Origin of the sequence: Streptomyces sp. NPDC059787, assembly GCF_042732315.1 — a bacterium.
GTDB classification, from domain to species: domain Bacteria; phylum Actinomycetota; class Actinomycetes; order Streptomycetales; family Streptomycetaceae; genus Streptomyces; species Streptomyces atrovirens.
This window is the reverse complement of sequence record NZ_JBHWHX010000016.1, coordinates 138685-159989: the sequence shown is the minus strand read 5'-3', so window position 1 is coordinate 159989 and position 21305 is coordinate 138685. Positions and strand designations below refer to the sequence as shown.

Sequence of the window (21305 nt, the reverse complement as noted above, 5' to 3'; positions counted from 1 at the left end):
CCCCGCCCAGGCTGCGGACCATCGCCCCGCCCAGGCTGCGAGCCGTCACCCCGCCCAGGCTGTGGGCAGTCGTTCCGCGGGGCGATGGGGGTACCTCCCATGCCTTTCGGGCTATGGGGGAGGGTGGGCACAGCCGAACCCGCAGGCGGCGACGATGCCCCAGCCCCCACCGAAGAGGTGCCGTCCCTCACGCCGAGTCACCCTCCCGCATCGGCACCCGCACACCCCGCGAGCCCGCCACCGACTCCGCGATGTCGTACCCGGCATCGACATGCCGGATCACACCCATCCCGGGATCGTTCGTGAGCACCCGCCGGATCTTCTCCCCCGCCAGCGCGGTCCCGTCGGCGACGGTCACCTGCCCCGCATGGATCGACCGCCCCATACCCACACCCCCACCGTGGTGGATGGACACCCACGACGCCCCGGAAGCCACGTTCACCATCGCGTTCAGCAACGGCCAGTCGGCGATCGCGTCGGACCCGTCCAGCATCGCCTCGGTCTCCCGATAGGGAGAAGCCACCGAACCGCAGTCGAGATGGTCCCGCCCGATGACGATCGGCGCGGCCAGCTCCCCGCTCGCGACCATGTCGTTGAACCGCTCCCCGGCCCTGTCCCGCTCCCCGTACCCCAGCCAGCAGATACGCGCGGGCAGCCCCTGGAAGTGCACCCGCTCCCCCGCCATCCTCATCCACCGGGCCAGGGACTCGTTCTCCGGGAACAGTTCCAGGATCGCCTTGTCGGTCTTGGCGATGTCGGCGGGGTCACCCGACAGCGCGGCCCACCGGAAGGGCCCCTTGCCCTCGCAGAACAGCGGCCGGATGTACGCCGGCACGAACCCCGGGAAGGCGAACGCGCGCTCGTACCCGGCGAGCTGCGCCTCACCGCGGATGGAGTTGCCGTAGTCGAACACCTCCGCGCCGGCGTCCTGGAAGCCGACCATCGCCTCGACGTGCCGGGCCATGGACTCGCGGGCCCGGGTGGTGAAACCGGCCGGGTCCTTCGCGGCGGCGTCCGCCATGTCCTCGAAGGCGACGCCCACCGGCAGGTACGCCAGCGGATCGTGGGCGGAGGTCTGGTCGGTGACGATGTCGATGGGCGCGCCCATGGCGAGGAGCTGCGGCACCAGCTCGGCGGCGTTGCCGAGGACGCCGATGGACAGGGCCTCGCGCCGGTCCCGGGCCTCGACGGCCAGCCGCAGGGCGTGGTCGAGCGAGTCGGCCCTCACATCGAGGTACCGGTGCTCGATGCGGCGGTCGATCGCGCGGGGGTCGCAGTCGACGCAGATGGCGACGCCGTCGTTCATCGTGACGGCGAGCGGCTGGGCGCCGCCCATCCCGCCGAGTCCGGCGGTGAGGGTGATGGTCCCGGCGAGGGTGCCGCCGAACTTCTTCGCGGCGACGGCGGCGAAGGTCTCGTAGGTGCCCTGGAGGATGCCCTGGGTGCCGATGTAGATCCAGGAACCGGCGGTCATCTGCCCGTACATGGTCAGGCCGAGGGCCTCCAGGCGGCGGAACTCCTCCCAATTGGCCCAGTCGCCGACCAGGTTGGAGTTGGCGATGAGGACGCGCGGGGCCCACTCGTGGGTCTGCATGACACCGACGGGGCGGCCGGACTGGACGAGCATCGTCTCGTCCTGCTTGAGGGTGCGCAGCGTCCGCACCATCGCGTCGAAGGAGCGCCAGTCGCGGGCCGCCTTCCCCGTGCCGCCGTAGACGACGAGCTTGTCGGGGTGCTCGGCGACCTCCGGGTCGAGGTTGTTCTGCAGCATCCGCAGGGCGGCCTCCTGCTGCCATCCCAGGGCGCTCGGTTCGGTGCCGCGCGGCGCTCGGACAGGGCGGGGTGCGGACATGGTCTGCCTCCTGTACTGCGGACGGTTACTGCAGATATTCACATCCTCATCCTCTGAATAGAGCTAGTCAAGACGGGGATGCGTCGGCACGGCCGTGCGAGGGATGTTTGGCTGGTCGCATGCGGGCGAACATGGAGAACACCGACGGGACGGGGGACACGGTGGCCTACGACGACGGCCGGACGGACGAGGTGGACGTGTACGCCGACGGACGGGCGGCCCGGCGGGACGCCGCGGTGCGGGCCGCCGTGGAGCAGGGGCTGCTCGACACCGACACCCCCTTGGTGGCCCTGCTCGACGTGACCGGCATCCGGGAGTCGGCGGCCGAGCTGCGGACGGCGTTCGAGGTGGTGACGGCGCCCGGCACGCCCGTGCTGCACGCCTTCGCGGTGAAGGCGAGTCCGCTGGTGCCGGTGCTGCGGCTGCTGCGCGCGGAGGGCATCGGCGCGGAGGTGGCCAGCCCGGGTGAGCTGGCGCTGGCGCGGGCGGCGGGGGTGGAGCCGGAGCGTACGGTCCTCGACTCGCCCGCCAAGACACCCGCCGAACTGCGGGAGGCGCTCGCGCTGGGCATCGCCGTCAACGCGGACAACCCGCAGGAACTGGCCCGCCTGGACGCCCTGATGGCGGGATCCGGCTCCCGCTCCCCCGTCGGCATCCGGGTGAACCCGCAGGTCGGAGGCGGTTCCATCGAGGCGCTGTCCACGGCGACGGCGACGTCGAAGTTCGGGGTGGCGCTGCGCGACGAGGGCGCGCGGGAGTGGGTCGTACGGGCGTATCTGGACCGGCCGTGGCTGACCCGGCTGCACGCGCACACCGGCTCCCAGGGCATCGCGCTGACGATGATGGCGCGGGGGGTCGCTCAGACGTACGAACTGGCGGAGGAGATCAACCGGCGCGCGGGACGCCACCAGGTCGACACGATCGACATCGGCGGCGGGCTGCCGGTGAACTTCGCCTCCGAGGCGAGCACACCGACGTACGGGCGGTACGCGCGGCTGCTGAGCGAGACGGTGCCGGGGCTGTTCGACGGGCGGTACGGGCTGGTCACCGAGTTCGGCCGGTCGCTGCTGGCCAAGCACGGCACGGTGGTCGCGCGCGTGGAGTACGCCAAGAGCGCGGGCGGGCGTCCGGTCGCGGTGACGCACGCGGGCGTGCAGGTGGCGACGCGGACGGTGTACGCGCCGGCGTCGTGGCCGCTGAGGATCGCCGCGTACGACGCGAAGGGGCGGCCCAAGGAGGGCCCGGCGGTCGTGCAGGACGTGGCGGGACCGGCCTGCTTCGCGGGCGACCTGCTCGCCCGGGCGCAGTCGCTGCCGCTACTGGAACAGGGCGACCACGCGGCGGCGCTGGACACGGGCGCGTACTACTTCGCCCACCACTACGCCTACAACTCGCTCCCCCGACCCGGTATTCACGGCTTCACCCCGGACGCCACGGGAGGCATCACCTTCGCGACGGTACGCACCCCTCAGACGATCGAGGAGATCGTGACCGAATCGGGCGCCGCCCACACCGACGCCCTGATCCCGTAGGAACGCGGGGCTGTGTCGACGTGCGGCTCCGCCGCGCGGGCGCGACCGACCCCGGCGCGCCCGCGGGGAACCACCATGCTCAGGCCGGCACGGCAGCCCTGCGGCGGGAGCCGCCCGGCGCCGCGTCACCCGCCGCGACACCGGTCGTCCGGTACCCCTTGACCACCTTGCCCGCAGGCCGCCCCGCCCCCGCGCCGAGCCAGTCCACGCGCACCCACAGCAGCACCTCGTCCGCCTGCTCCAGGCGCCCGATCCAGGCAGCCTTCAGCCGCAGCCCCACCCCGCACCCGGCGAGCAGCAGACCACCGGCGGCGGGCACCACGAACGCCGTGCCCAGCGCGGCGACGAAGGCGAGCAGCAGCCACCAGCGGTGCCCACGACGCCAGTTGCGGGCGGTCACCGCCCGGTCCTGGAGCACGTCGTGCTTGCCCGCACGGGCCGCCGACCGGGCCAGTGCGCGGTACCGTCCCCGCCGCCCGTACGCCACGACGGCCGCCGCCACGAGGAACAGCGCGGCGCCCGCCAGTACACCGATCCGGCGCCCGGTCAGTCCCGGCACCAGCGCCCCGGTGCCCGCCGCGACCACTCCCGGCCACCACAGTGGCGCGGCCCCGGCCCGTACGACGACGGCCACCCGGGCCAGTCCCTGTCCTCCGCGCGTCACGTCCGGCCTCCCGTCCTCCGATGCCTGTGCATGTCCTGGGGGAGGGACGCTAGCGACACAAGGTGAGACGAGTCTGAGAACACGGGCGGACGGAGCACCCCCGCCGTCATTCCCGTACCGTCAGTCCACGAACAGCCCGCGCGCCGTCGCCTTCGCGTCGAACTCCTCCAGCCGTGCCTGCGCGTCGGGCAGGTCGTCGCACATCGCCTCCAGCAGCACCCGGCCCAGCAGCATCGGCGCGCACGCCGTGTCGAAGGCCAGCCCGGTGCCGACGGCGGCGGGCAGCAGCAGGTCGGACACCTTGGCGACCGGTGCGAACGGGGAGTCGGCGACGGTGACCACGGTCAGCCCCGTCTCCTTGGCGTGGGCGAGGGCGTCGACGACCTCGCGGGGATGCCGGGGCAGGGCGAAGCACAGCAGGGCGCTCGCCCCGGCCCGCGCGGCGGCGTCGATCCGGTCGCGGAGCATCGTGCCGCCCTCGTTGAGCAGCCGTACGTCCGGGTGGACCTTGGCGGCGAAGTAGGCGAACCCGTGCGCCTGGGCCGCCGCGGCCCGCAGCCCCAGTACGGGCAGTGGCCGGCTTCCGGCCAGCACCCGGCCCGCCTGCCGCACCGGCCGGGGGTCGGCCAGTACCTCCGCCAGATGCCGCAGGTTCTCGATCTCGGCCTCGACGGCCTGCTGGTACTCGTTGTACGAGCCGGTCTCCGGCGCCGGTTCGGCGGGCGCGACCTCGCGCAGGTGCCGGCGCAGTGCGGGGTAGCCGTCGAAGCCCAGGGCGACGGCGAACCGGGTCACGGACGGCTGGCTGACCCCGGCCAGTTCGGCCAGCTCCACGCTGGACAGGAACGGCACGTCGGCGGCGCGCCGCACCATGCTGTGCGCGATGCGCCGCTGGGTCGGCGTCAGCCGGTGCCCCTCGAAGAGCGCCTGGAGACGCGCGGCAGGGCTCTCGGTGCCGCCACTCATGACCTGACTCCCCCTAGACGCTTCGACGCCTCGGCCTATTCAACCGTCGAAATTCCTGCATACCGTTATACAGGCGCATACGGGGCCACGCCGACCGCACATCGCGATGGGTGGAGATCGCACGCTGTGCCCGTTTCGGCGACAGATCCGGAACTCGACGATTTTGCTACGACGTCATCACATCCCGAACGGGCCGGATAGCGTAACTCATCGAACAACAGAGCGCCTTGGGGCGCAGGCGACCCATGTGGCACCCGACGGAGGACTGGTACAGGCGTGGACGCGCGAAGTCGTGGGCAGGCGGACGGAACCGACCCTGCCGACCAGTGGGTACTCAACCCGGAGACCGGTGATTACGAGCTGCGGTTGAACGATTCCGCAGAGCAGCAGAAGACGCCCCGCAGCGCCCCGGACCCCGGTTCCACCGCACCCGTCCGCGTCCCCGGCCAGCGCGGCCGCCGTGCCGCACCGGCACCGGCACCGGCACCGGCACCGGCACCGGCACCGGCACCGGAGGACACACCCGGCCACGGCCGCCGCAAGCGCAAGTCGAAGCGGAGCGGCAAGAAGAAGGCGCTGATGTGGACGGGAGGCGTCCTCGGCCTGGTCCTCGTGGGCGGTTCGGCGTTCGCGTACTACTGGTACGACCGCCTCTCCGGCAACATCGACACCGTCGACATCGGTGACGTGGGCAGTGACGAGGCCGTGGCGGACGGACCGGTCAACCTCCTGGTCATCGGCAACGACGTCCGCACCGGCGAGGGCAACGAGGCCTACGGCAACCGGACCAACGTCACCGGCCACGCCGACACCACGCTCCTCTTCCACATGTCCGAGGACCGCACCAACGCGACCGTGGTGAGCATCCCCCGCGACCTGAAGATCAAGATCCCGGACTGCGAGTCCAGACAGTCCGACGGTTCCACCAGGAAGATCCCCGGCTCGACGGTCCCCACCAGGTTCAACGAGTCCTACGGTGTGAACGGCCGCGACCCGGGCTGCACCATGCTCACCGTCGAGGAGATCACCGGCCTCGAGCTCGACCACTTCATGATGTTCGACTTCAACGCGGTCAAGACGCTGTCCACCGCGGTCGGCGGCGTCAAGGTGTGCCTGGAGGAGCCCATCAAGGACCTGGACGGCGGCTCCGGACTCGATCTGCCGGCCGGGGAGAGCACCGTCCAGGGCGAGGACGCGCTCTCCTTCCTCCGCAACCGGCACGGTCTGAAGAACGAGAGCGACCTGGACCGCATCGAGATGCAGCAGAAGTTCGTCGCGTCGATGATCCGCCAGCTCAAGGAGGACACGCTGGACAGCCCGACGAAGATGCTCGACGTCGCCGACGCGGCCACCAAGTCCCTCACCGTGGACAAGGGCATAGGCAGCCCCGGCAAGCTGCTCACCCTCGCCAAGGAACTCGGCAAGATCGACCTGAAGAACATCACCCTGATGACCCTGCCGGTGGTCGACAATCCTGACGAGCCCACGCCCGTCACCGTCGTACTGAACCCGACCGAGGCCCCGAAGCTCTTCAGCATGATGCAGAACGACATCTCCCTCACGGAGGTGAAGAAGAAGGAGAAGGACGCCAAGAACAAGCAGGCCGAGCTGCTGGAGGGCACACGGGCCGAGGCGTCCGGGATCCGCGTCGACGTCCTCAACGGCGGCGGCCCGGCCGGCGCCGCGCAGGACACCCTGAACTGGCTGCAGACCAGTCAGGGAGTGGCCAGATCCACCAACAAGGGCAACGCCCCGGCCGAGGTCGACAAGACCCGGCTGGAGTACGCCCCGAACCAGGCCGACCAGGCCCGCAAGCTCGCCGACCTGATGGGTCTGCCCGCCTCGGCCATGAAGCCCGGCACCGAGGACGCCGACGCGACGACCCCGATGACGCTCACCCTCGGCCCCGACTTCAAGAAGGCCGGCGTCCCCATCACCCTGCCGAAGAAGGTCGACGCGAAGCAGTCCCGGGCCGACGAGGAGATGTGCAAGAAGTAGCGGCGCGGCGAACCCGAGACCGAGAGGGGGGTTACCCCCAGTGTCATCGGTCTCCCGCCTGCCTACCGTGGACCGCATGACCGGAATGGACGCGCGGGACACCGAGCTGAAGAAGGAACTCGACGCCTCCCTGCAGGCCCGCAGGGAGCTGGGCGAGGAGTACGAGTCCGCGCTGGTCGACTCGTTCCTGGAGAAGGTCGATCAGCGCATCGACGGCGTGGTGGAGCGCCGGATGCGCCGGCAGTTCGCCGAGCAGCAGATGACGGTGGCCCGGGACTCCCGGTCGCCGCAGGCCACGGACTCCTGGGGCGAGCGCTTCGGCTTCGGCATCGTCTCGCTGGTCCTGGCGGTGCCGCTGTCCGCGATCGGCGGGGGCGTGGGCGACCTGCCCGGACTGCTGGTCGCCTGGCTGGGCATCGTCGGCGTCAACGTCGTCCAGGCCGCACGGACCAACCCGGGGCTGTTCGGACACCGCCGCAAGTCCGCGCAGGACAGCGACTGGGAGGACTGAGACCGCGGCGCGGGGCAGTTCATGGCGACGACGGCCGCAGCCGTCGATCGAGCAACCCCGACGGCCGGCGACCACCTCCGCGGGAGCGGCGCCGGCTCAGGTGCGAAGGCGTGTGCGCGGGGACCGCCGCACCCCCGTCACCGGGGGGCGGGACGACGGCGGTCCCCGCGAGGGACGCGCGCCCGTTGAGGCGGGCTGCGCGTCCGGGGCGTCCATGGAGGTCCGGGAGCCGCTCCGGAGGTCCTTCGACGCCGTTTGGTTGTCGGCCGGAACGGGGAGCCGCTCCCATCCCGCCGACACCCACCAATGTGCCGGACCCGTGTTAAGCGAGTGCTGCGCGGACGTGACACGCTCGTACCACTTCCGCGAAGTCCACGAAGATCACGAACGCGCCGACGCCCGGCCGTTCACCGTGGGTTCACCGGCGTTCTCGTCCGGCGCCCCGTCACTTGCCGGTCTTGGCGAGGAAGGACAGCAGGTCCTGGCGGCTGACCACACCGGTCGGCTTGCCCTCGACGAGGACGATCGCCGCGTCCGCCTTCCCGAGGACGGCCATCAGGTCCGCGACGGGCTCACCGGAGCCGACCTGCGGCAGCGGCGCGGACATGTGCTTCTCCAGCGGGTCGTCGAGGGAGGCGCTCTTGCTGAACAGCGCGTCCAGCAGCTCCCGCTCCACCACCGAGCCGACGACCTCGGCGGCCATCACGTCCGGGTGACCGGCTCCGGGCTTGACCACCGGCATCTGCGAGACGCCGTACTCGCGCAGCACCTCGATGGCCTGGCCGATCGTCTCGTCGGGGTGCATGTGGACGAGGGAGGGGATGTGGCCGCCCTCCTTGTCGTCGAGGACGTCGCCGACACGGGCGCTGGTGCCGGCGTCCTCCAGGAAGCCGTAGTCGGCCATCCACTCGTCGTTGAAGATCTTGCTGAGGTAGCCGCGGCCGCTGTCCGGCAGCAGGACGACGACCACGTCGTCCTCACCGAGCCGCGAGGCCACCTCCAGCGCCGCCACGACCGCCATGCCGCAGGAGCCGCCGACCAGCAGGCCCTCCTCCTTGGCGAGCCGGCGGGTCATCTGGAAGGAGTCCTTGTCGGAGACGGCGACGATCTCGTCCGCGACGTCACGGTCGTACGCGGTCGGCCAGAAGTCCTCGCCGACGCCCTCGACCAGGTACGGCCGCCCGGAGCCGCCGGAGTACACGGAGCCCTCGGGGTCGGCGCCGATCACCTTCACGCCGCCGTCGCTGACCTCCTTCAGGTAGCGCCCGGTCCCGGAGATGGTGCCGCCGGTGCCGACGCCGGCCACGAAGTGGGTGATCCTGCCTTCCGTCTGCTCCCACAGCTCCGGGCCGGTGGAGTGGTAGTGGGAGAGCGGGTTGTGGGGGTTGGAGTACTGGTCCGGCTTCCAGGCCCCCGGCGTCTCACGCACCAGCCGGTCGGAGACGTTGTAGTAGGAGTCGGGGTGCTCGGGGTCCACGGCGGTCGGGCAGACGACGACCTCGGCGCCGTAGGCCCGCAGTACGTTGATCTTGTCCGTGGAGACCTTGTCCGGGCAGACGAAGATGCACTTGTAGCCCTTCTGCTGGGCCACGATGGCGAGTCCGACCCCGGTGTTGCCGCTGGTCGGCTCGACGATGGTGCCGCCGGGCCCGAGCTCCCCGCTCTGCTCCGCCGCCTCGATCATGCGCAGGGCGATGCGGTCCTTCACGGAACCGCCCGGGTTGAAGTACTCCACCTTGGCCAGGACGGTCGCCCTGATGCCCTTGGTCACGCTGTTGAGCCGCACCAGCGGGGTGTTGCCGACGAGGCTGATCATCGAGTCGTGGAATTGCACCGTTGTCTCCGGATGCTGCAAAAGGGGTGGTCGTAGTGGTGCTGCCAGCCTAGGCCCTCACCGGTCCGAACCCGGCCGGGTCGTTCACTCGGTGTGGGGATTGGAGCACGGTCCGTACGGGGCAAGCACTGGGTGTACGGGTACGAGGAGGTGGCGGCGAGGGATGACGGGCTTGTCGAGGGCGAGGGTGGCCCGGCGGATCGCGGCCGGCGCGGCGTACGGCGGCGGGGGCATCGGACTGGCCGGGGCGGCCGCCGTGGGACTCCTGGTGGCCGAGGCCCAGCTGGCGCGGCGCCGGGTGGGCAACGGTACGACTCCTCACGTACCGAACGCGGACGGGCTGTACGGCGCCGCGTACACGGTGCCGGGCGAACCGGCGCTGCGGCTGACGATGCTGGGCGACTCCACGGCGGCCGGGCAGGGCGTGCACCGGGCCGGGCAGACACCGGGCGCGCTGCTGGCGTCGGGGGTCGCGGCGATCGCGGAACGTCCGGTGGGACTGAGCACGGTCGCGGTGCCCGGGGCCTGTTCCGACGATCTGGACCGGCAGGTGACGCGGGCGCTGGCGGATCCCTCCCGGGTGCCGGACATCTGCGTGATCATGATCGGCGCCAACGACGTCACCCATCGGATGCCGCCCACCCGTTCCGTACGCCATCTGTCGTCGGCGGTACGGCGGCTGCGGACGGCCGGTGCGGAGGTGGTCGTCGGCACCTGCCCCGATCTCGGCTCGGTGGAGCCGGTGCGGCAGCCGCTGCGCTGGCTGGCCCGGCGGGCCTCGCGGCAGCTGGCGGCGGCGCAGACGATCGGGGCGGTCGAGCAGGGCGGGCGGACGGTGTCGCTGGGGGATCTGCTGGGGCCGGAGTTCGCGGCGAACCCGCGGGAGCTGTTCGGGCCGGACAGCTATCACCCCTCGGTGGAGGGGTACGCCACGGCCGCGATGGCGGTGCTGCCGACGGTGTGCGCGGCGCTGGGGCTGTGGCCGGCGGAGGAGGAGCGGCCGGACGCCGCCCGCCGGGAGGGGTTCCTGCCGGTGGCGCGGGCGGCGGCGGAGGCTGCGGAGGAGGCGGGTACGGAGGTCACCGCGGCGATGCCGGCGGGTTCGCGGGGGCCGTGGGCCCTGCTGAAACGCCGCCGGCGCCGGCGGGTCGCGGAGACGGAGCCGGAGCCTTCGGCCCAGCCGTCGTGACACCGGGCGGCCACGTCGGACAGCCGCGCCGCCCACCCCTGTGGTTGCGGGCGGTCGTGCCTCCCCCAGTGCCTTGAGGGTCTGGGAGGTACCCCCGTGGGCGATGGGGGTCCCCCGCTCGAGCGGAGCCGGGAGCGGGGGAGGCACCCGGCGAGTGCCGGTGAGCGGTGTTGGTGCGGGCCGGGGGGAGTGGCGCGGCCCGGCGCCAACGGGGTGCCGTCGCGCCCACCCGTGCCGCCCTGCGGCACGACTGCCCGCGGAGGGGCGGGGTGAGCACCCGCGGAGGGCGGGGGTGTGCCCGCGGAGGGGGTGCGCCCGCGGAGGGGGTGCGCCCGCGGAGGGGGTGCGCCCGCGGAGGGGGTGCGCCCGCGGAGGGGGTGCGCCCGCGGAGGAGGTGCGCCCGCGGCGGGGGTGCGCCCGCGGAGGAGGTGCGCCCGCGGAGGAGGTGCGCCCGCGGAGGAGGATGGAAAGCAAGCGCTTAGACAGTTGCGGTCCATGTCACATCGCGTCACCCGTGACCCCGCCCATACGTCCGGGTAACTTCCCAAGAAGCCCCGCACCGACCAACCGGTATTCCCATCCGTCGTCCGACCGCCACTCCTCAACGAGGCGCTACGCGCCGCCCCTTCCTCCTGGAGCCGTGATGCCCGAAGCCGTGATCGTTTCCGCCGCCCGCTCCCCCATCGGCCGCGCCTTCAAGGGTTCCCTGAAGGACCTGCGCCCGGACGACCTGACCGCCACGATCATCCAGGCCGCCCTCGCCAAGGTCCCCGAGCTGGACCCGAGGGACATCGACGACCTGATGCTCGGCTGCGGCCTCCCCGGCGGCGAGCAGGGCAACAACCTCGGCCGTGTGGTCGCCATACAGATGGGGATGGACCACCTCCCCGGCTGCACCATCACCCGCTACTGCTCCTCCTCGCTGCAGACCTCCCGCATGGCCCTGCACGCCATCAAGGCCGGCGAGGGCGACGTGTTCATCTCGGCCGGCGTCGAGACGGTCTCCCGCTTCGTCAAGGGCAACTCCGACAGCCTCCCGGACACCCGCAACCCGCTGTTCGCCGAGGCCGAGGCCCGTACCGCCGCCGTCGCCGAGTCGGAGGGCTCCACCTGGCACGACCCGCGCGAGGACGGCCTCGTCCCCGACCCGTACATCGCGATGGGCCAGACCGCCGAGAACCTGGCCCGCCTCAAGGGCGTCACCCGCCAGGACATGGACGAGTTCGGCGTCCGCTCGCAGAACCTCGCCGAGGAGGCCATCAAGAACGGCTTCTGGGAGCGCGAGATCACCCCGGTGACGCTCCCCGACGGCACGGTGGTCGGCAAGGACGACGGTCCCCGCGCGGGCGTCACCATGGAGGGCGTCCAGGGCCTCAAGCCGGTCTTCCGCCCGGACGGGCTGGTCACCGCCGGCAACTGCTGTCCCCTCAACGACGGCGCCGCCGCGCTCGTCATCATGAGCGACACCAAGGCCCGCGAGCTCGGCCTCACCCCGCTCGCCCGCATCGTCTCCACCGGCGTCTCCGGCCTCTCCCCCGAGATCATGGGCCTCGGCCCGGTCGAGGCGAGCAAGCAGGCGCTGGGCCGCGCCGGCCTCGCCATCGACGACATCGACCTGGTCGAGATCAACGAGGCGTTCGCCGCCCAGGTGATCCCCTCCTACCGCGACCTCGGCATCCCGCTGGAGAAGCTGAACGTCAACGGCGGCGCCATCGCCGTCGGCCACCCCTTCGGCATGACCGGCGCCCGCATCACCGGCACGCTCATCAACTCCCTCCAGTTCCACGACAAGCAGTTCGGTCTGGAGACGATGTGCGTCGGCGGCGGCCAGGGCATGGCGATGGTCATCGAGCGCCTCAGCTGAACCCCGCACCGCCGGACCCCGCACCGCGGGCGCACCGTAGCCGTCGCGGTACGTTCGGTGAAGCCATGGCCCGGGTCTCGGGAACCTCCGAGGCCCGGGCCTGTTCGTGATCCAATCTCCCCCAGGATGTGACCTATCTCCCCCGCCGTGGGGATTCACGCAGGTCAGGGCCTAGCCCCTCGCGGGTGCATCCCCAAAGGCCTGCCCGTTTCGTGACGTTACGCACTGACAGATGGTTAGTCCACCCTTCAAGCTGATGTAGGAAGTCGGGGGTCGACTTTGAACCGGGAGTACGTCAGTGAGCGCCATGCCGATCGCCCTGCTGATCACCACGGCCGCCACCGGCGCCGTGGGCGTCGCCGTCCTGCGCAGCATCATGGTGCTGCGCCGACAGGTCGCGGCCCTGCACACCGCGCTGGCCGAGAACGGCGCCGCGGCCACGCGCGCGCACGTTCCCCCCGCCCGCACGGCCGGCACCGACGAGATACGCGCCGCCGTGGCGGAGGCGCTCGCCGAGGAGCGGGAGCGCGAGCTCGCCGAGGCACGGGCCTTCTGGGCCGCCCAGGAGGCGCGTGACGCCTCCGACGCGCCGTCCCTGCTGGGTCTGGCCGACAGCGAGCTGTTCCTGCCCCGGCAGGCCGATTTCGTGGGTCTGGAGCCGGTGGGCGAGCCGGGCGCGGACACCGAGGAGCTCTCCGGGGACTCCCCGGAGCTGGCCGCGGCCCGCCGCCGTCACCCCTCGCACCCGGACTTCGTACCGAACCCCTCGCCGGTCGTGAACGACCACGAGCGCACGGTGACCGTCCTGGAGGAGCTGGCCGCCGCCCGGACCGAGCTGACCGACGTCCGTCCGGGCCCGCTGGGCACCCTCGACGTCTACGTCTTCGCCGACGGGACGACGCTGTGCATGACGCCGGGCCACCGCGAGACCGCCGAGCGGCTGGCGGCGGCCCTCCGCTCGGGCGAGACCCCGTTCCTGCTGGGCGGTTCCGGCGTCTCGGGGGCGTACACGCTGACGTTCTCCTGCGGCGAGGAGAGCGTCTACATCCTGGCGGACCGCGTCATCGCGTCCCTCTAGCCCCGGACCGCCTACACCCCGGCGCGCTCGCGCGCCTCCTCCACCAGCCGTACGGCCTCCCCGACCTCGTCCTCGTTCTTCAGTACGAGCGCCAGGTCGTGGCCGGCGACGGTGATCTGGTCGGCGGCGGCGAACATGCCCGCGTCGGGCATCTCGCGGGGCTCGGTGCCCGGCTCCTCGACGAGCTGGGTGCGCCGTGCCAACTCCCTGGCCAGGGCGAGCGCCTCGGCCGCCCCTCCCCGCTGCAGCCTGCTCTGCGGCGCGGCCCGCAGACGGTCGGCGAAATGATCCACGGCACGGGTGAAGGGCGTCGTATCAACCACGCGGCGAGCGTACGCGGCGTGACGGGACTGTTGCCAACGGGCGGCGGCTCGGGCACGGTGACCTGAAGGACCGGCTTACATCCCATACGTCCGGAGGCGCCGATGTCCCACGTCCTCTCCGAGGAGACCCACCGCAACATGCTCGCCCGCATCCCCCACTGCACCGGCCGTGAGATCTCCGACTGGCTGCGCACCGTCGAAGAAGGCCCGGCGCTCTTCCGCTTCGAGGAGAAGGTCAGCTGGCTCCGGCACGAGTACGACCTGGCGTACGGCCACGCCAAGGCGATCGTCCACGAGTACGACCTGAGGAGGGCCGCGCGCAAACTGCTCTAGGGGGTGCCGTTCGGATCAGGCCGGCTTCAGGTGACGGCACCTTGTAGCCGACCCGGGCGGGGTCCGGTGCGTGCAGCCGCAAGGCGGAGGAGGGCGCCAGGGCGGAGCCCTGGCAACCGACGACAACGCGGCAGATGCGCGTGCCGGGGCCCCCGGCCCCGGCCCCGGCAAGATCCAAACGACACTCCCTGGCGCGTGCCGCCACGACGAAGGGCCCCGGGTGAGAACCCGGGGCCCTTGTCCGTACGACCGGTGACTACTGTCAGTCGCTGCTGTTGAGGATCGAGATGAGCCGCAGGAACTCCATGTAGATCCACACCAGCGTCATCGTGAGGCCGAAGGCGGCGAGCCAGGCCTCCTCGCGCGGGGCACCGTAGGCGATGCCGTCCTCGACCTGCTTGAAGTCCAGGGCGAGGAAGCAGGCACCGAGGATGATGCCGATGACGCCGAAGACGACACCGAGCGCGCCGCTGCGGAAGCCGAGGCCGTCACCGCCGCCGAACACCGCGAACAGCAGGTTCACGGCCATCAGCAGGATGAAGCCGAGCGCGGCCGCCATCACGAAGCCGTAGAAGCGGCGGTTGACGCGGATCCAGCCGGCCTTGTAGGCCACCAGCACACCGGCGAAGACCGCCATGGTGCCGATCACGGCCTGCATGGCCGCACCGTCGGCGATGCGGTTGTCGACGATGCTGGAGATCACGCCGAGGAAGACGCCCTCGAACGCGGCGTACGTCAGGATCAGCGCCGGCGAGGCCTTGCGCTTGAAGGCCTGCACGAACGCCAGGACCATGCCGATCAGCGCGGCGCCGATGCCGATGCCGTAGGACCGGCTGATGTTGGCGTCGTCGACCGGCAGCAGCGCCCAGGAGAGCGCCGCGGTGACGATGAGCACGCCGAGCGTGGTGCCCGTGCGCATGACGACGTCGTCGATGGTCATCCGGCCGGTGGTGGCCGGCGCCTGCGGCGGCGCGCCGTACTGCAGGTCCTGCTGCGCGTAGGGGTTCTGGGCGTACGGGTTGCCTGTCGGCTGCGCGTACGGGTTGGCCTGCGTGGCGACAGCGGGGCCCCCGGCCTGCGGCGCGGTGTTGAAGCCCGCGTAGCCGTTGTCGCGGCCGAACCCCCGTCGCGAGAAGACCGGGTTACTGCTCCTCATTTCACTCCTCCATGGCCACACTGCGCGGCCTTGGCTCAAGAGTAATAGGTAGGCAAAGGAATGACCCTAATGCTTGGGGAGGATCTTTCCCTCGTTGTGCTGCGCAACACGCTACGCGGCCGGGTGATTCCCTTCACCGTGAGGCACCGAACCATGACCGACCCGGTACCTCCCCGGAACCGGCCGGAGATCATCCGTTCGTCTCCCCGACGATCACGTGGTGGCCGGAGACGTCCGGGGCGGGCCCGGGCGGCGGGACGCGGGACGTGGTCACCGGGGGCGGTCCGGAGCCCCGGGCCCACAGTCCGCCGGAGGTCTCGACGGCGTACCAGGTGGACCCGCGGGCCGCGACCCGGCGGATCCCGGGCGGTCCGTTCCCCCGGACCGGTCGCGCGGAGGTGTGGTCCGAGCGGTCCCCGCCGCCGGGGGCGCCGCTCGCGCGGGTGCTGCGCGGATGCCGAGAGCGCCGGGGTCGCGGCCGGCGCGTGGGAACGGCATACGTGGTGGTGCCCGGAGCCGGACTCGAACCGGCACGCCCGCTCAGGGGCAGCGAGGTTTAAGCTCGCCGTGTCTGCATTCCACCATCCGGGCAGGCCGTGGGCCCCGCTTCGCGGTCCCGAGCCTATCGGTGGCCCTCCCGTCGACAGCGGCGGGAGGGGCCGATCTTGTCTTATTTTATTGGCGCCTGAGGGTGCATCAGCACCGCGAACTCGCCGTCAGTACGCGCCAACAGCCTTGCGTGTGACGTTCCGTCACGCACACGGAATGACGGAATTTCACCGTCCGAACAAGGGCGCTCCACCCGTTCCACGCACCCCCGGCTCAGGGGCCGCCGTCATCCCCAGGTATGACGCCGCGCCCGGTGGTCCCTCCCGAGTCGCCCCCCGGAACCGGAGCAGCGGCTGACTACACGGCGGCGAAGCGGCGGAACGATGGACGACGTCCCCGAGAACACACCGTCCCGACAGGAGCGTCCATCCCGTGACCACCGCACCCCTCGCCGACCGGACCACCGCCGTGGCCGCGCGCGCCACGGAGCTTTCGAAGATCTACGGCCAGGGCGAGACCCAGGTGGTCGCCCTGGACCGGGTCTCCGTCGCCTTCCGGCAGGCCGAGTTCACCGCGATCATGGGCCCGTCCGGGTCCGGCAAGTCCACGCTGATGCACTGCGTGGCCGGCCTCGACACCTTCTCCTCCGGTTCCGTCCGCATCGGTGAGACCGAACTGGGCTCGCTGAAGGACAAGCAGCTCACCAAGTTGCGCCGGGACAAGATCGGCTTCATCTTCCAGGCGTTCAACCTGCTGCCGACGCTGTCCGCGCTGGAGAACATCACCCTCCCGATGGACATCGCGGGCCGCAAGCCGGACAAGGAGTGGCTGGACACCGTGATCCGGATGGTCGGCCTGTCGGACCGGCTGAGCCACCGGCCCTCGCAGCTCTCCGGCGGTCAGCAGCAGCGGGTCGCGGTGGCGCGGGCGCTGGCGTCCAAGCCGGACATCATCTTCGGCGACGAGCCCACCGGAAACCTCGACTCCCGTTCCGGCGCCGAGGTGCTGGGCTTCCTGCGCAACTCCGTGCGCGAGCTGGGGCAGACGGTGGTCATGGTGACGCACGACCCGGTCGCCGCCGCCTACGCGGACCGCGTCGTCTTCCTCGCCGACGGCCGGATCGTGGACGAGGTGTACGGGCCTACCGCCGACTCGGTGCTCGACCGCATGAAGCAGTTCGACGCCAAGGGCCGCACCAGCTGACGCCCCGCCCGTTCACCGGCCCGCCCCTCCTCCGTACGTCTGGACTCGAGAAGACTTCCATGTTCCGTACCGCCTTGCGCAATGTCCTCGCGCACAAGGCCCGGCTCCTGATGACCGTGCTCGCCGTGATGCTCGGCGTGGCCTTCGTGTCGGGAACCCTGGTCTTCACCAACAGCCTCTCCGACGCCCTGCAGAAGCAGTCCGCCAAGGGATTCGACCACGTCGACGTCGCCGTCACCCCCCAGTGGAAGGAGGCGGAGGGCGACAAGGTCGGCGAGTACCGGGAGCTGACCCGCGAACTGGTCGACGACAGCGCCGCCGTGCCCGGCGCCGCACAGGCCATCGGCACCGTCCAGGGCTTCACCGCGATCGCCGACAAGGACGGCAAGCTGCTCGGCAACGGCTTCCAGTCGCAGGGCGGCAACTACTGGGGCACCAAGGACCCCCGGTACCCGCTGGTCGACGGGCGCGCGCCGAAGGGTGAGGGCGAGATCCTCATCGACTCCGAGACCGCGAAGCGGGCCGGTTACAAGGTCGGCGACAAGGTGAGGATGTCGGTCGACGGACCCGTCCTGGAGCCGGAGATCACCGGCGTCTTCACCACCGACGACGGCAATGTCGCGGCCGGCGGCAGCCTCACCCTGTTCGACACGGCGACCGCGCAGAAGCTGTTCGGCAAGCCGGGCACCTTCGACGAGATCGCCGTCAAGGCGAAGGACGGCGTCAGCGACACCGCGCTGCGGGCCCAGCTGGAGAAGGCGCTGCCGTCCGACGTCGTGGAGACCACGACGGGCACCCAGCTCGCCGACGACCAGGCGGAGGCGATCGCCGCCTCGATGGGCGGCCTGAAGCAGGGCCTGCTGGTGTTCGCCGGGATCTCGCTGTTCGTCGGCACGTTCATCATCGCCAACACCTTCACCATGCTGATCGCCCAGCGCACCAAGGAGCTGGCCCTGATGCGCGCGGTCGGCGCCTCCCGGCGTCAGGTCACGCGGTCGGTGCTGATCGAGGCGTTCGTGGTCGGCGCGGTCGCCGCCGTCGCCGGACTCGTCGCCGGTGTCGGCATCGGCGCGGGGCTGCGCTCCCTGATGGGGACGCTGGACGCGCCCATGCCCGACGGGCCCCTGGTGATCAGCCCGGGCACGGTCGGCTCCGCGTTCGCGGTCGGCATCCTGGTGACCGTGCTCGCCGCGTGGCTGCCCGGCCGCCGGGCCGCGAAGATCCCGCCGGTGGCGGCGATGAGCTCGGTGCACGCCGCGGCGACCACCAAGTCGCTGGTGCTGCGCAACACGCTGGGCGCGCTGTTCTCGGCGGCCGGTGTCGCGGTGGTCCTCGCGGCCACGACGATGGAAGGCTCCGACGGCCAGGCCCCGATGGGGCTGGGCGCCGTCCTGCTGATCATCGGTGTCTTCGTCCTGACCCCGCTGCTGTCCCGCCCGCTGATCGCCGCCGCGGGGCCGGTGCTGCGCGTCTTCGGGGTCTCCGGGAAGCTGGCCCGGCAGAACTCGGTGCGCAACCCGCGCCGTACCGCCGCCACCGCGTCGGCGTTGATGATCGGGCTCACCCTGATCACCGGGATGACGGTGATGGCCGGCAGCCTGCAGAAGTCCATCGACAAGATGGCGGCCTCCGCGATCGAGGCGGACTACATGGTGTCCATGGCGAACGGACACCCGCTGTCGCCGGACGTCGAGAAGGAACTGAAGCGGGCCGACGACGTCACCGTCACCAGTCCGATGCGCAACGCCTACGCCCTCGTCGACGGCGAGGACGAGTACCTGACCGGCGTGAACGGCGCCACGATCGGCGAGCTGACCGAGTTCCCGGTGGTGCAGGGCGCCTTCGAGGTCGGCGGCACGCGGGTCGTCGTGGACGAGGACACCGCGAAGTCGTACGGCTGGAAGGCCGGTTCGGACTTCACCGTCACCTATGAGGACGACGAGAAGCAGAAGCTCACGGTCTCCGGTGTCTACCAGGCCAACGAGATGATGAGCGGCATCATGATCGACACCGCGGTCCTCGACCCGCACGAGTCGGAACCGGACGACATGATGGTCATGGTGAAGACCGCCGACGGTACGTCCGACGCGGCGAAGGACTCGCTGGAGAAGGCCCTCGGCACCAACCCCGCGATCAAGGTCCAGGACAAGCAGGACCTCTCCAACGAGATCGCGAAGATGTTCACCATGATCCTGAACATGGTCTACGGCCTGCTGGCGATGGCGGTGATCGTGGCGGTCCTCGGCGTCGTCAACACGCTGGCGATGTCGGTGTTCGAGCGCTCCCAGGAGATCGGCATGCTGCGGGCGATCGGCCTGGACCGCACGGGCATCAAGCGGATGGTCCGGCTGGAGTCCCTGGTGATCTCGCTGTTCGGCGCGGTGCTCGGCCTCGGCCTCGGCGTGTTCTTCGGCTGGGCGGCCGGTGAGCTGGTGGGGTCGAGGATGGCGACGTACGAACTGGTCCTGCCGTGGGCCCGGATGGGGGTCTTCCTGCTGCTGGCCGCGGTGGTGGGTGTGCTGGCGGCGCTGTGGCCGGCACGGCGGGCGGCCCGGCTGAACATGCTGCAGGCGATCAAGGCCGAGTAGGAGCCACGGCCAGGGGGTGTCGTTCGGATCAAGGCCGGCTCCGGTGAGCGGTGCCTCGTAGCTGGGCCGAGCGGGGTCCGGTGGTGGGGGTACCCCCCACGCCTTTCAGGCAGTGGGGGAGCGTCGCAAGGCGGAGGAGGGCGACAGGGCGGAGCCCTGGCAACCGACGACAACGCGGCGGTGGGGGTCCCTCCCGCTCGAGCGAAGCCGAGAGTGGGGGAGCGGCGCCGGGACCCGCGACCCCGGCAAGATCCGAACGACGCCCCCTGAGGGTGTGACGCGGGCCCCGTTCCGGGTGGAGCGGGGCCCTTCGCCGTGTGCGGATCAGGTCCAGGTGCGGGCGCGCAGGGGGAGGGCGGAGGCGCCGGATCCGGGGGTCCTGACGGCGAGGACCTGGTTGACGCCGAGGCGGTTGCGTTCGAAGGCGAGGGCGGACGCGGCCATGTACAGCAGCCAGACGCGGGCCCGTCCCGGACCGGCGAGCGACACCGCGCGGGCCCAGTCGTCCTCCAGGTTCGCCACCCAGCGGCGCAGGGTGAGCGCGTAGTGCTCGCGGATCGACTCGACGTCGCGCACCTCGAAGCCGGAACGTTCCAGCAGGGACACCGTGGTGCCCAGCGGGGCGAGTTCACCGTCGGGGAAGACGTAGGCGTCGATGAAGGAGTCCACCCGGTACGACGTCTCGTCCCGCTGCGGGCGGCGCGCGATCTGGTGGTTCAGCAGCCGTCCGCCCGGCTTGAGGAGCCGGTGCAGGGCGGTGGCGTACTCCAGGTAGCGCTCGGATCCGACGTGTTCGGCCATGCCGATGGAGGAGACGGCGTCGTACGGGCCGTCCGTGACGTCCCGGTAGTCCTGTACGCGGATCTCGACGCGGTCGGTCACGCCCTCGTCGGCGACGCGCTTACGGGCGTACGCGGCCTGTTCGTGGGAGAGGGTGACGCCGACGACGCTCACGCCGTGGTCGCGGGCGGCGTGGACGGCCATGGAGCCCCAGCCGCAGCCGACGTCCAGCAGCCGCTGACCGGGTTTCAGGGCGAGCTTGCGGGCGACGAGTTCGAGTTTGTCGTGCTGGGCCTGTTCGAGGGTGCCCCGCGGGGGCGGGGCGGGCCAGTAGGCGCAGGAGTACACCATGGACGGGCCGAGGACGATCTCGTAGAAGTCGTTGCCGACGTCGTAGTGGTGGCTGACGGCGCGCCGGTCGCTGTGCTTGGTGTGCAGGCCGCGGCGGGGGCGGCGGGCCTCCTCGCGGGGCGGGGCGGGCGGCAGCGGGGGGCCCGCGAGGGCGATCAGTCCGCGGGCGGCGGAGCGGAAGGCGGGGTCGCGCAGGGCCTGGACGAGGGTACGGGCGTCCTCGCCGCGCTCCCAGACGAAGCCGGCGAGCCGGTCGAGGGCGGTGTAGAGGTCGCCCTCGACGGCGAGGTCGCCGGCCACCCAGGCACGGGCGAGGCCGAGTTCGCCCGGCTTGCGGAGCAGATGGCGCAGGGCCCGGCGGTTGCGTACGACCAGGGTGGGGGCGTCCGGGGGGCCGGCCTGCGATCCGTCCCAGGCGCGGACGCGGACGGGGAGGGGAGCGTTGATCAGCTGTTCGACGTGGCCTTTCAGCCGCGAGGCGGCGTCTGGCATGGTGTACACCTCCGTGACGGGGAATCCCGGAATGTCGTCACC

16 protein-coding genes and 1 tRNA gene are annotated in these 21305 nt (G+C 71.5%); 9 read left to right on the top strand and 8 right to left on the bottom strand.

Annotation, left to right across the window (positions count from 1 at the left end; translation table 11 throughout):
• Positions 1 to 187: 187 nt before the first annotated feature.
• Positions 188 to 1852 (bottom strand): urocanate hydratase, encoded by a 1665-nt coding sequence (hutU, locus tag ACFV5H_RS18020; protein WP_385050300.1) that lies wholly within the window; start codon positions 1850 to 1852, stop codon positions 188 to 190.
• A gap of 119 nt (positions 1853 to 1971) precedes the next feature.
• Between hutU and ACFV5H_RS18015 the strand changes: the two genes are divergently transcribed.
• The gene (locus ACFV5H_RS18015) at positions 1972 to 3384 is read left to right on the top strand and encodes a diaminopimelate decarboxylase (RefSeq protein WP_385195720.1); all 1413 of its coding nucleotides are present in this window, start codon (positions 1972 to 1974) and stop codon (positions 3382 to 3384) included.
• A 79-nt stretch (positions 3385 to 3463) separates the two neighbouring features.
• Here the strand turns inward: ACFV5H_RS18015 and ACFV5H_RS18010 are convergent, their stop codons facing one another.
• Positions 3464 to 4048 carry a hypothetical protein gene (locus tag ACFV5H_RS18010; protein WP_385195717.1) on the bottom strand — a complete coding sequence of 195 codons (585 nt, stop codon included), beginning with the start codon at positions 4046 to 4048 and terminating at the stop codon, positions 3464 to 3466.
• 120 nt (positions 4049 to 4168) lie between these two features.
• Positions 4169 to 5014, bottom strand: a complete 846-nt coding sequence (locus ACFV5H_RS18005) for a MurR/RpiR family transcriptional regulator (protein ID WP_385050295.1) — start codon at positions 5012 to 5014, stop codon at positions 4169 to 4171.
• A 276-nt stretch (positions 5015 to 5290) separates the two neighbouring features.
• On the opposite strand from ACFV5H_RS18005, the gene ACFV5H_RS18000 reads away from it, so the two are divergent.
• Both ACFV5H_RS18000 and ACFV5H_RS17995 read left to right on the top strand, forming a co-directional pair.
• Positions 5291 to 7012 carry an LCP family protein gene (locus tag ACFV5H_RS18000; RefSeq protein WP_385195714.1) on the top strand — a complete coding sequence of 574 codons (1722 nt, stop codon included), beginning with the start codon at positions 5291 to 5293 and terminating at the stop codon, positions 7010 to 7012.
• Positions 7013 to 7097: 85 nt separating this feature from the next.
• Entirely contained in the window at positions 7098 to 7523 is a 426-nt protein-coding gene (locus ACFV5H_RS17995) for a hypothetical protein (RefSeq protein ID WP_385050313.1), read from the top strand.
• Between the two features lie 445 nt (positions 7524 to 7968).
• Here the strand turns inward: ACFV5H_RS17995 and ACFV5H_RS17990 are convergent, their stop codons facing one another.
• Positions 7969 to 9357 (bottom strand): cystathionine beta-synthase, encoded by a 1389-nt coding sequence (locus tag ACFV5H_RS17990; protein WP_385050291.1) that lies wholly within the window; start codon positions 9355 to 9357, stop codon positions 7969 to 7971.
• 163 nt (positions 9358 to 9520) lie between these two features.
• On the opposite strand from ACFV5H_RS17990, the gene ACFV5H_RS17985 reads away from it, so the two are divergent.
• From ACFV5H_RS17985 to ACFV5H_RS17975, 3 genes are all read left to right on the top strand, one after another.
• Positions 9521 to 10546 (top strand): SGNH/GDSL hydrolase family protein, encoded by a 1026-nt coding sequence (locus ACFV5H_RS17985; RefSeq protein WP_385050290.1) that lies wholly within the window; start codon positions 9521 to 9523, stop codon positions 10544 to 10546.
• Positions 10547 to 11189: 643 nt separating this feature from the next.
• Positions 11190 to 12410, top strand: coding sequence for an acetyl-CoA C-acetyltransferase (locus ACFV5H_RS17980; protein ID WP_385195711.1), 1221 nt, complete (start codon positions 11190 to 11192; stop codon positions 12408 to 12410).
• Between the two features lie 298 nt (positions 12411 to 12708).
• The gene (locus ACFV5H_RS17975; protein ID WP_385050286.1) at positions 12709 to 13488 is read left to right on the top strand and encodes a hypothetical protein; all 780 of its coding nucleotides are present in this window, start codon (positions 12709 to 12711) and stop codon (positions 13486 to 13488) included.
• A gap of 11 nt (positions 13489 to 13499) precedes the next feature.
• On the opposite strand, the gene ACFV5H_RS17970 is transcribed toward ACFV5H_RS17975, so the two are convergent.
• Positions 13500 to 13811, bottom strand: a complete 312-nt coding sequence (locus ACFV5H_RS17970; protein ID WP_107425250.1) for a hypothetical protein — start codon at positions 13809 to 13811, stop codon at positions 13500 to 13502.
• 102 nt (positions 13812 to 13913) lie between these two features.
• Between ACFV5H_RS17970 and ACFV5H_RS17965 the strand changes: the two genes are divergently transcribed.
• Positions 13914 to 14144: a DUF4287 domain-containing protein gene (locus ACFV5H_RS17965; protein ID WP_030870003.1), complete on the top strand. Its 231-nt coding sequence runs from the start codon at positions 13914 to 13916 to the stop codon at positions 14142 to 14144.
• 262 nt (positions 14145 to 14406) lie between these two features.
• Here ACFV5H_RS17965 and ACFV5H_RS17960 read toward each other — a convergent pair whose 3' ends face one another.
• The gene (locus ACFV5H_RS17960; protein ID WP_385050284.1) at positions 14407 to 15300 is read right to left on the bottom strand and encodes a Bax inhibitor-1/YccA family protein; all 894 of its coding nucleotides are present in this window, start codon (positions 15298 to 15300) and stop codon (positions 14407 to 14409) included.
• A 504-nt stretch (positions 15301 to 15804) separates the two neighbouring features.
• A tRNA-Leu gene (locus ACFV5H_RS17955) sits at positions 15805 to 15891 on the bottom strand.
• 390 nt (positions 15892 to 16281) lie between these two features.
• On the opposite strand from ACFV5H_RS17955, the gene ACFV5H_RS17950 reads away from it, so the two are divergent.
• Positions 16282 to 17052 (top strand): ABC transporter ATP-binding protein, encoded by a 771-nt coding sequence (locus tag ACFV5H_RS17950; protein ID WP_385050282.1) that lies wholly within the window; start codon positions 16282 to 16284, stop codon positions 17050 to 17052.
• A gap of 59 nt (positions 17053 to 17111) precedes the next feature.
• On the top strand, positions 17112 to 19640 hold the full coding sequence (locus ACFV5H_RS17945; protein WP_385050280.1) for an ABC transporter permease: 2529 nt from the start codon (positions 17112 to 17114) through the stop codon (positions 19638 to 19640).
• 324 nt (positions 19641 to 19964) lie between these two features.
• On the opposite strand, the gene ACFV5H_RS17940 is transcribed toward ACFV5H_RS17945, so the two are convergent.
• Positions 19965 to 21263 (bottom strand): class I SAM-dependent methyltransferase, encoded by a 1299-nt coding sequence (locus ACFV5H_RS17940; protein ID WP_385195709.1) that lies wholly within the window; start codon positions 21261 to 21263, stop codon positions 19965 to 19967.
• Between the last annotated feature and the right edge of the window lie 42 nt (positions 21264 to 21305).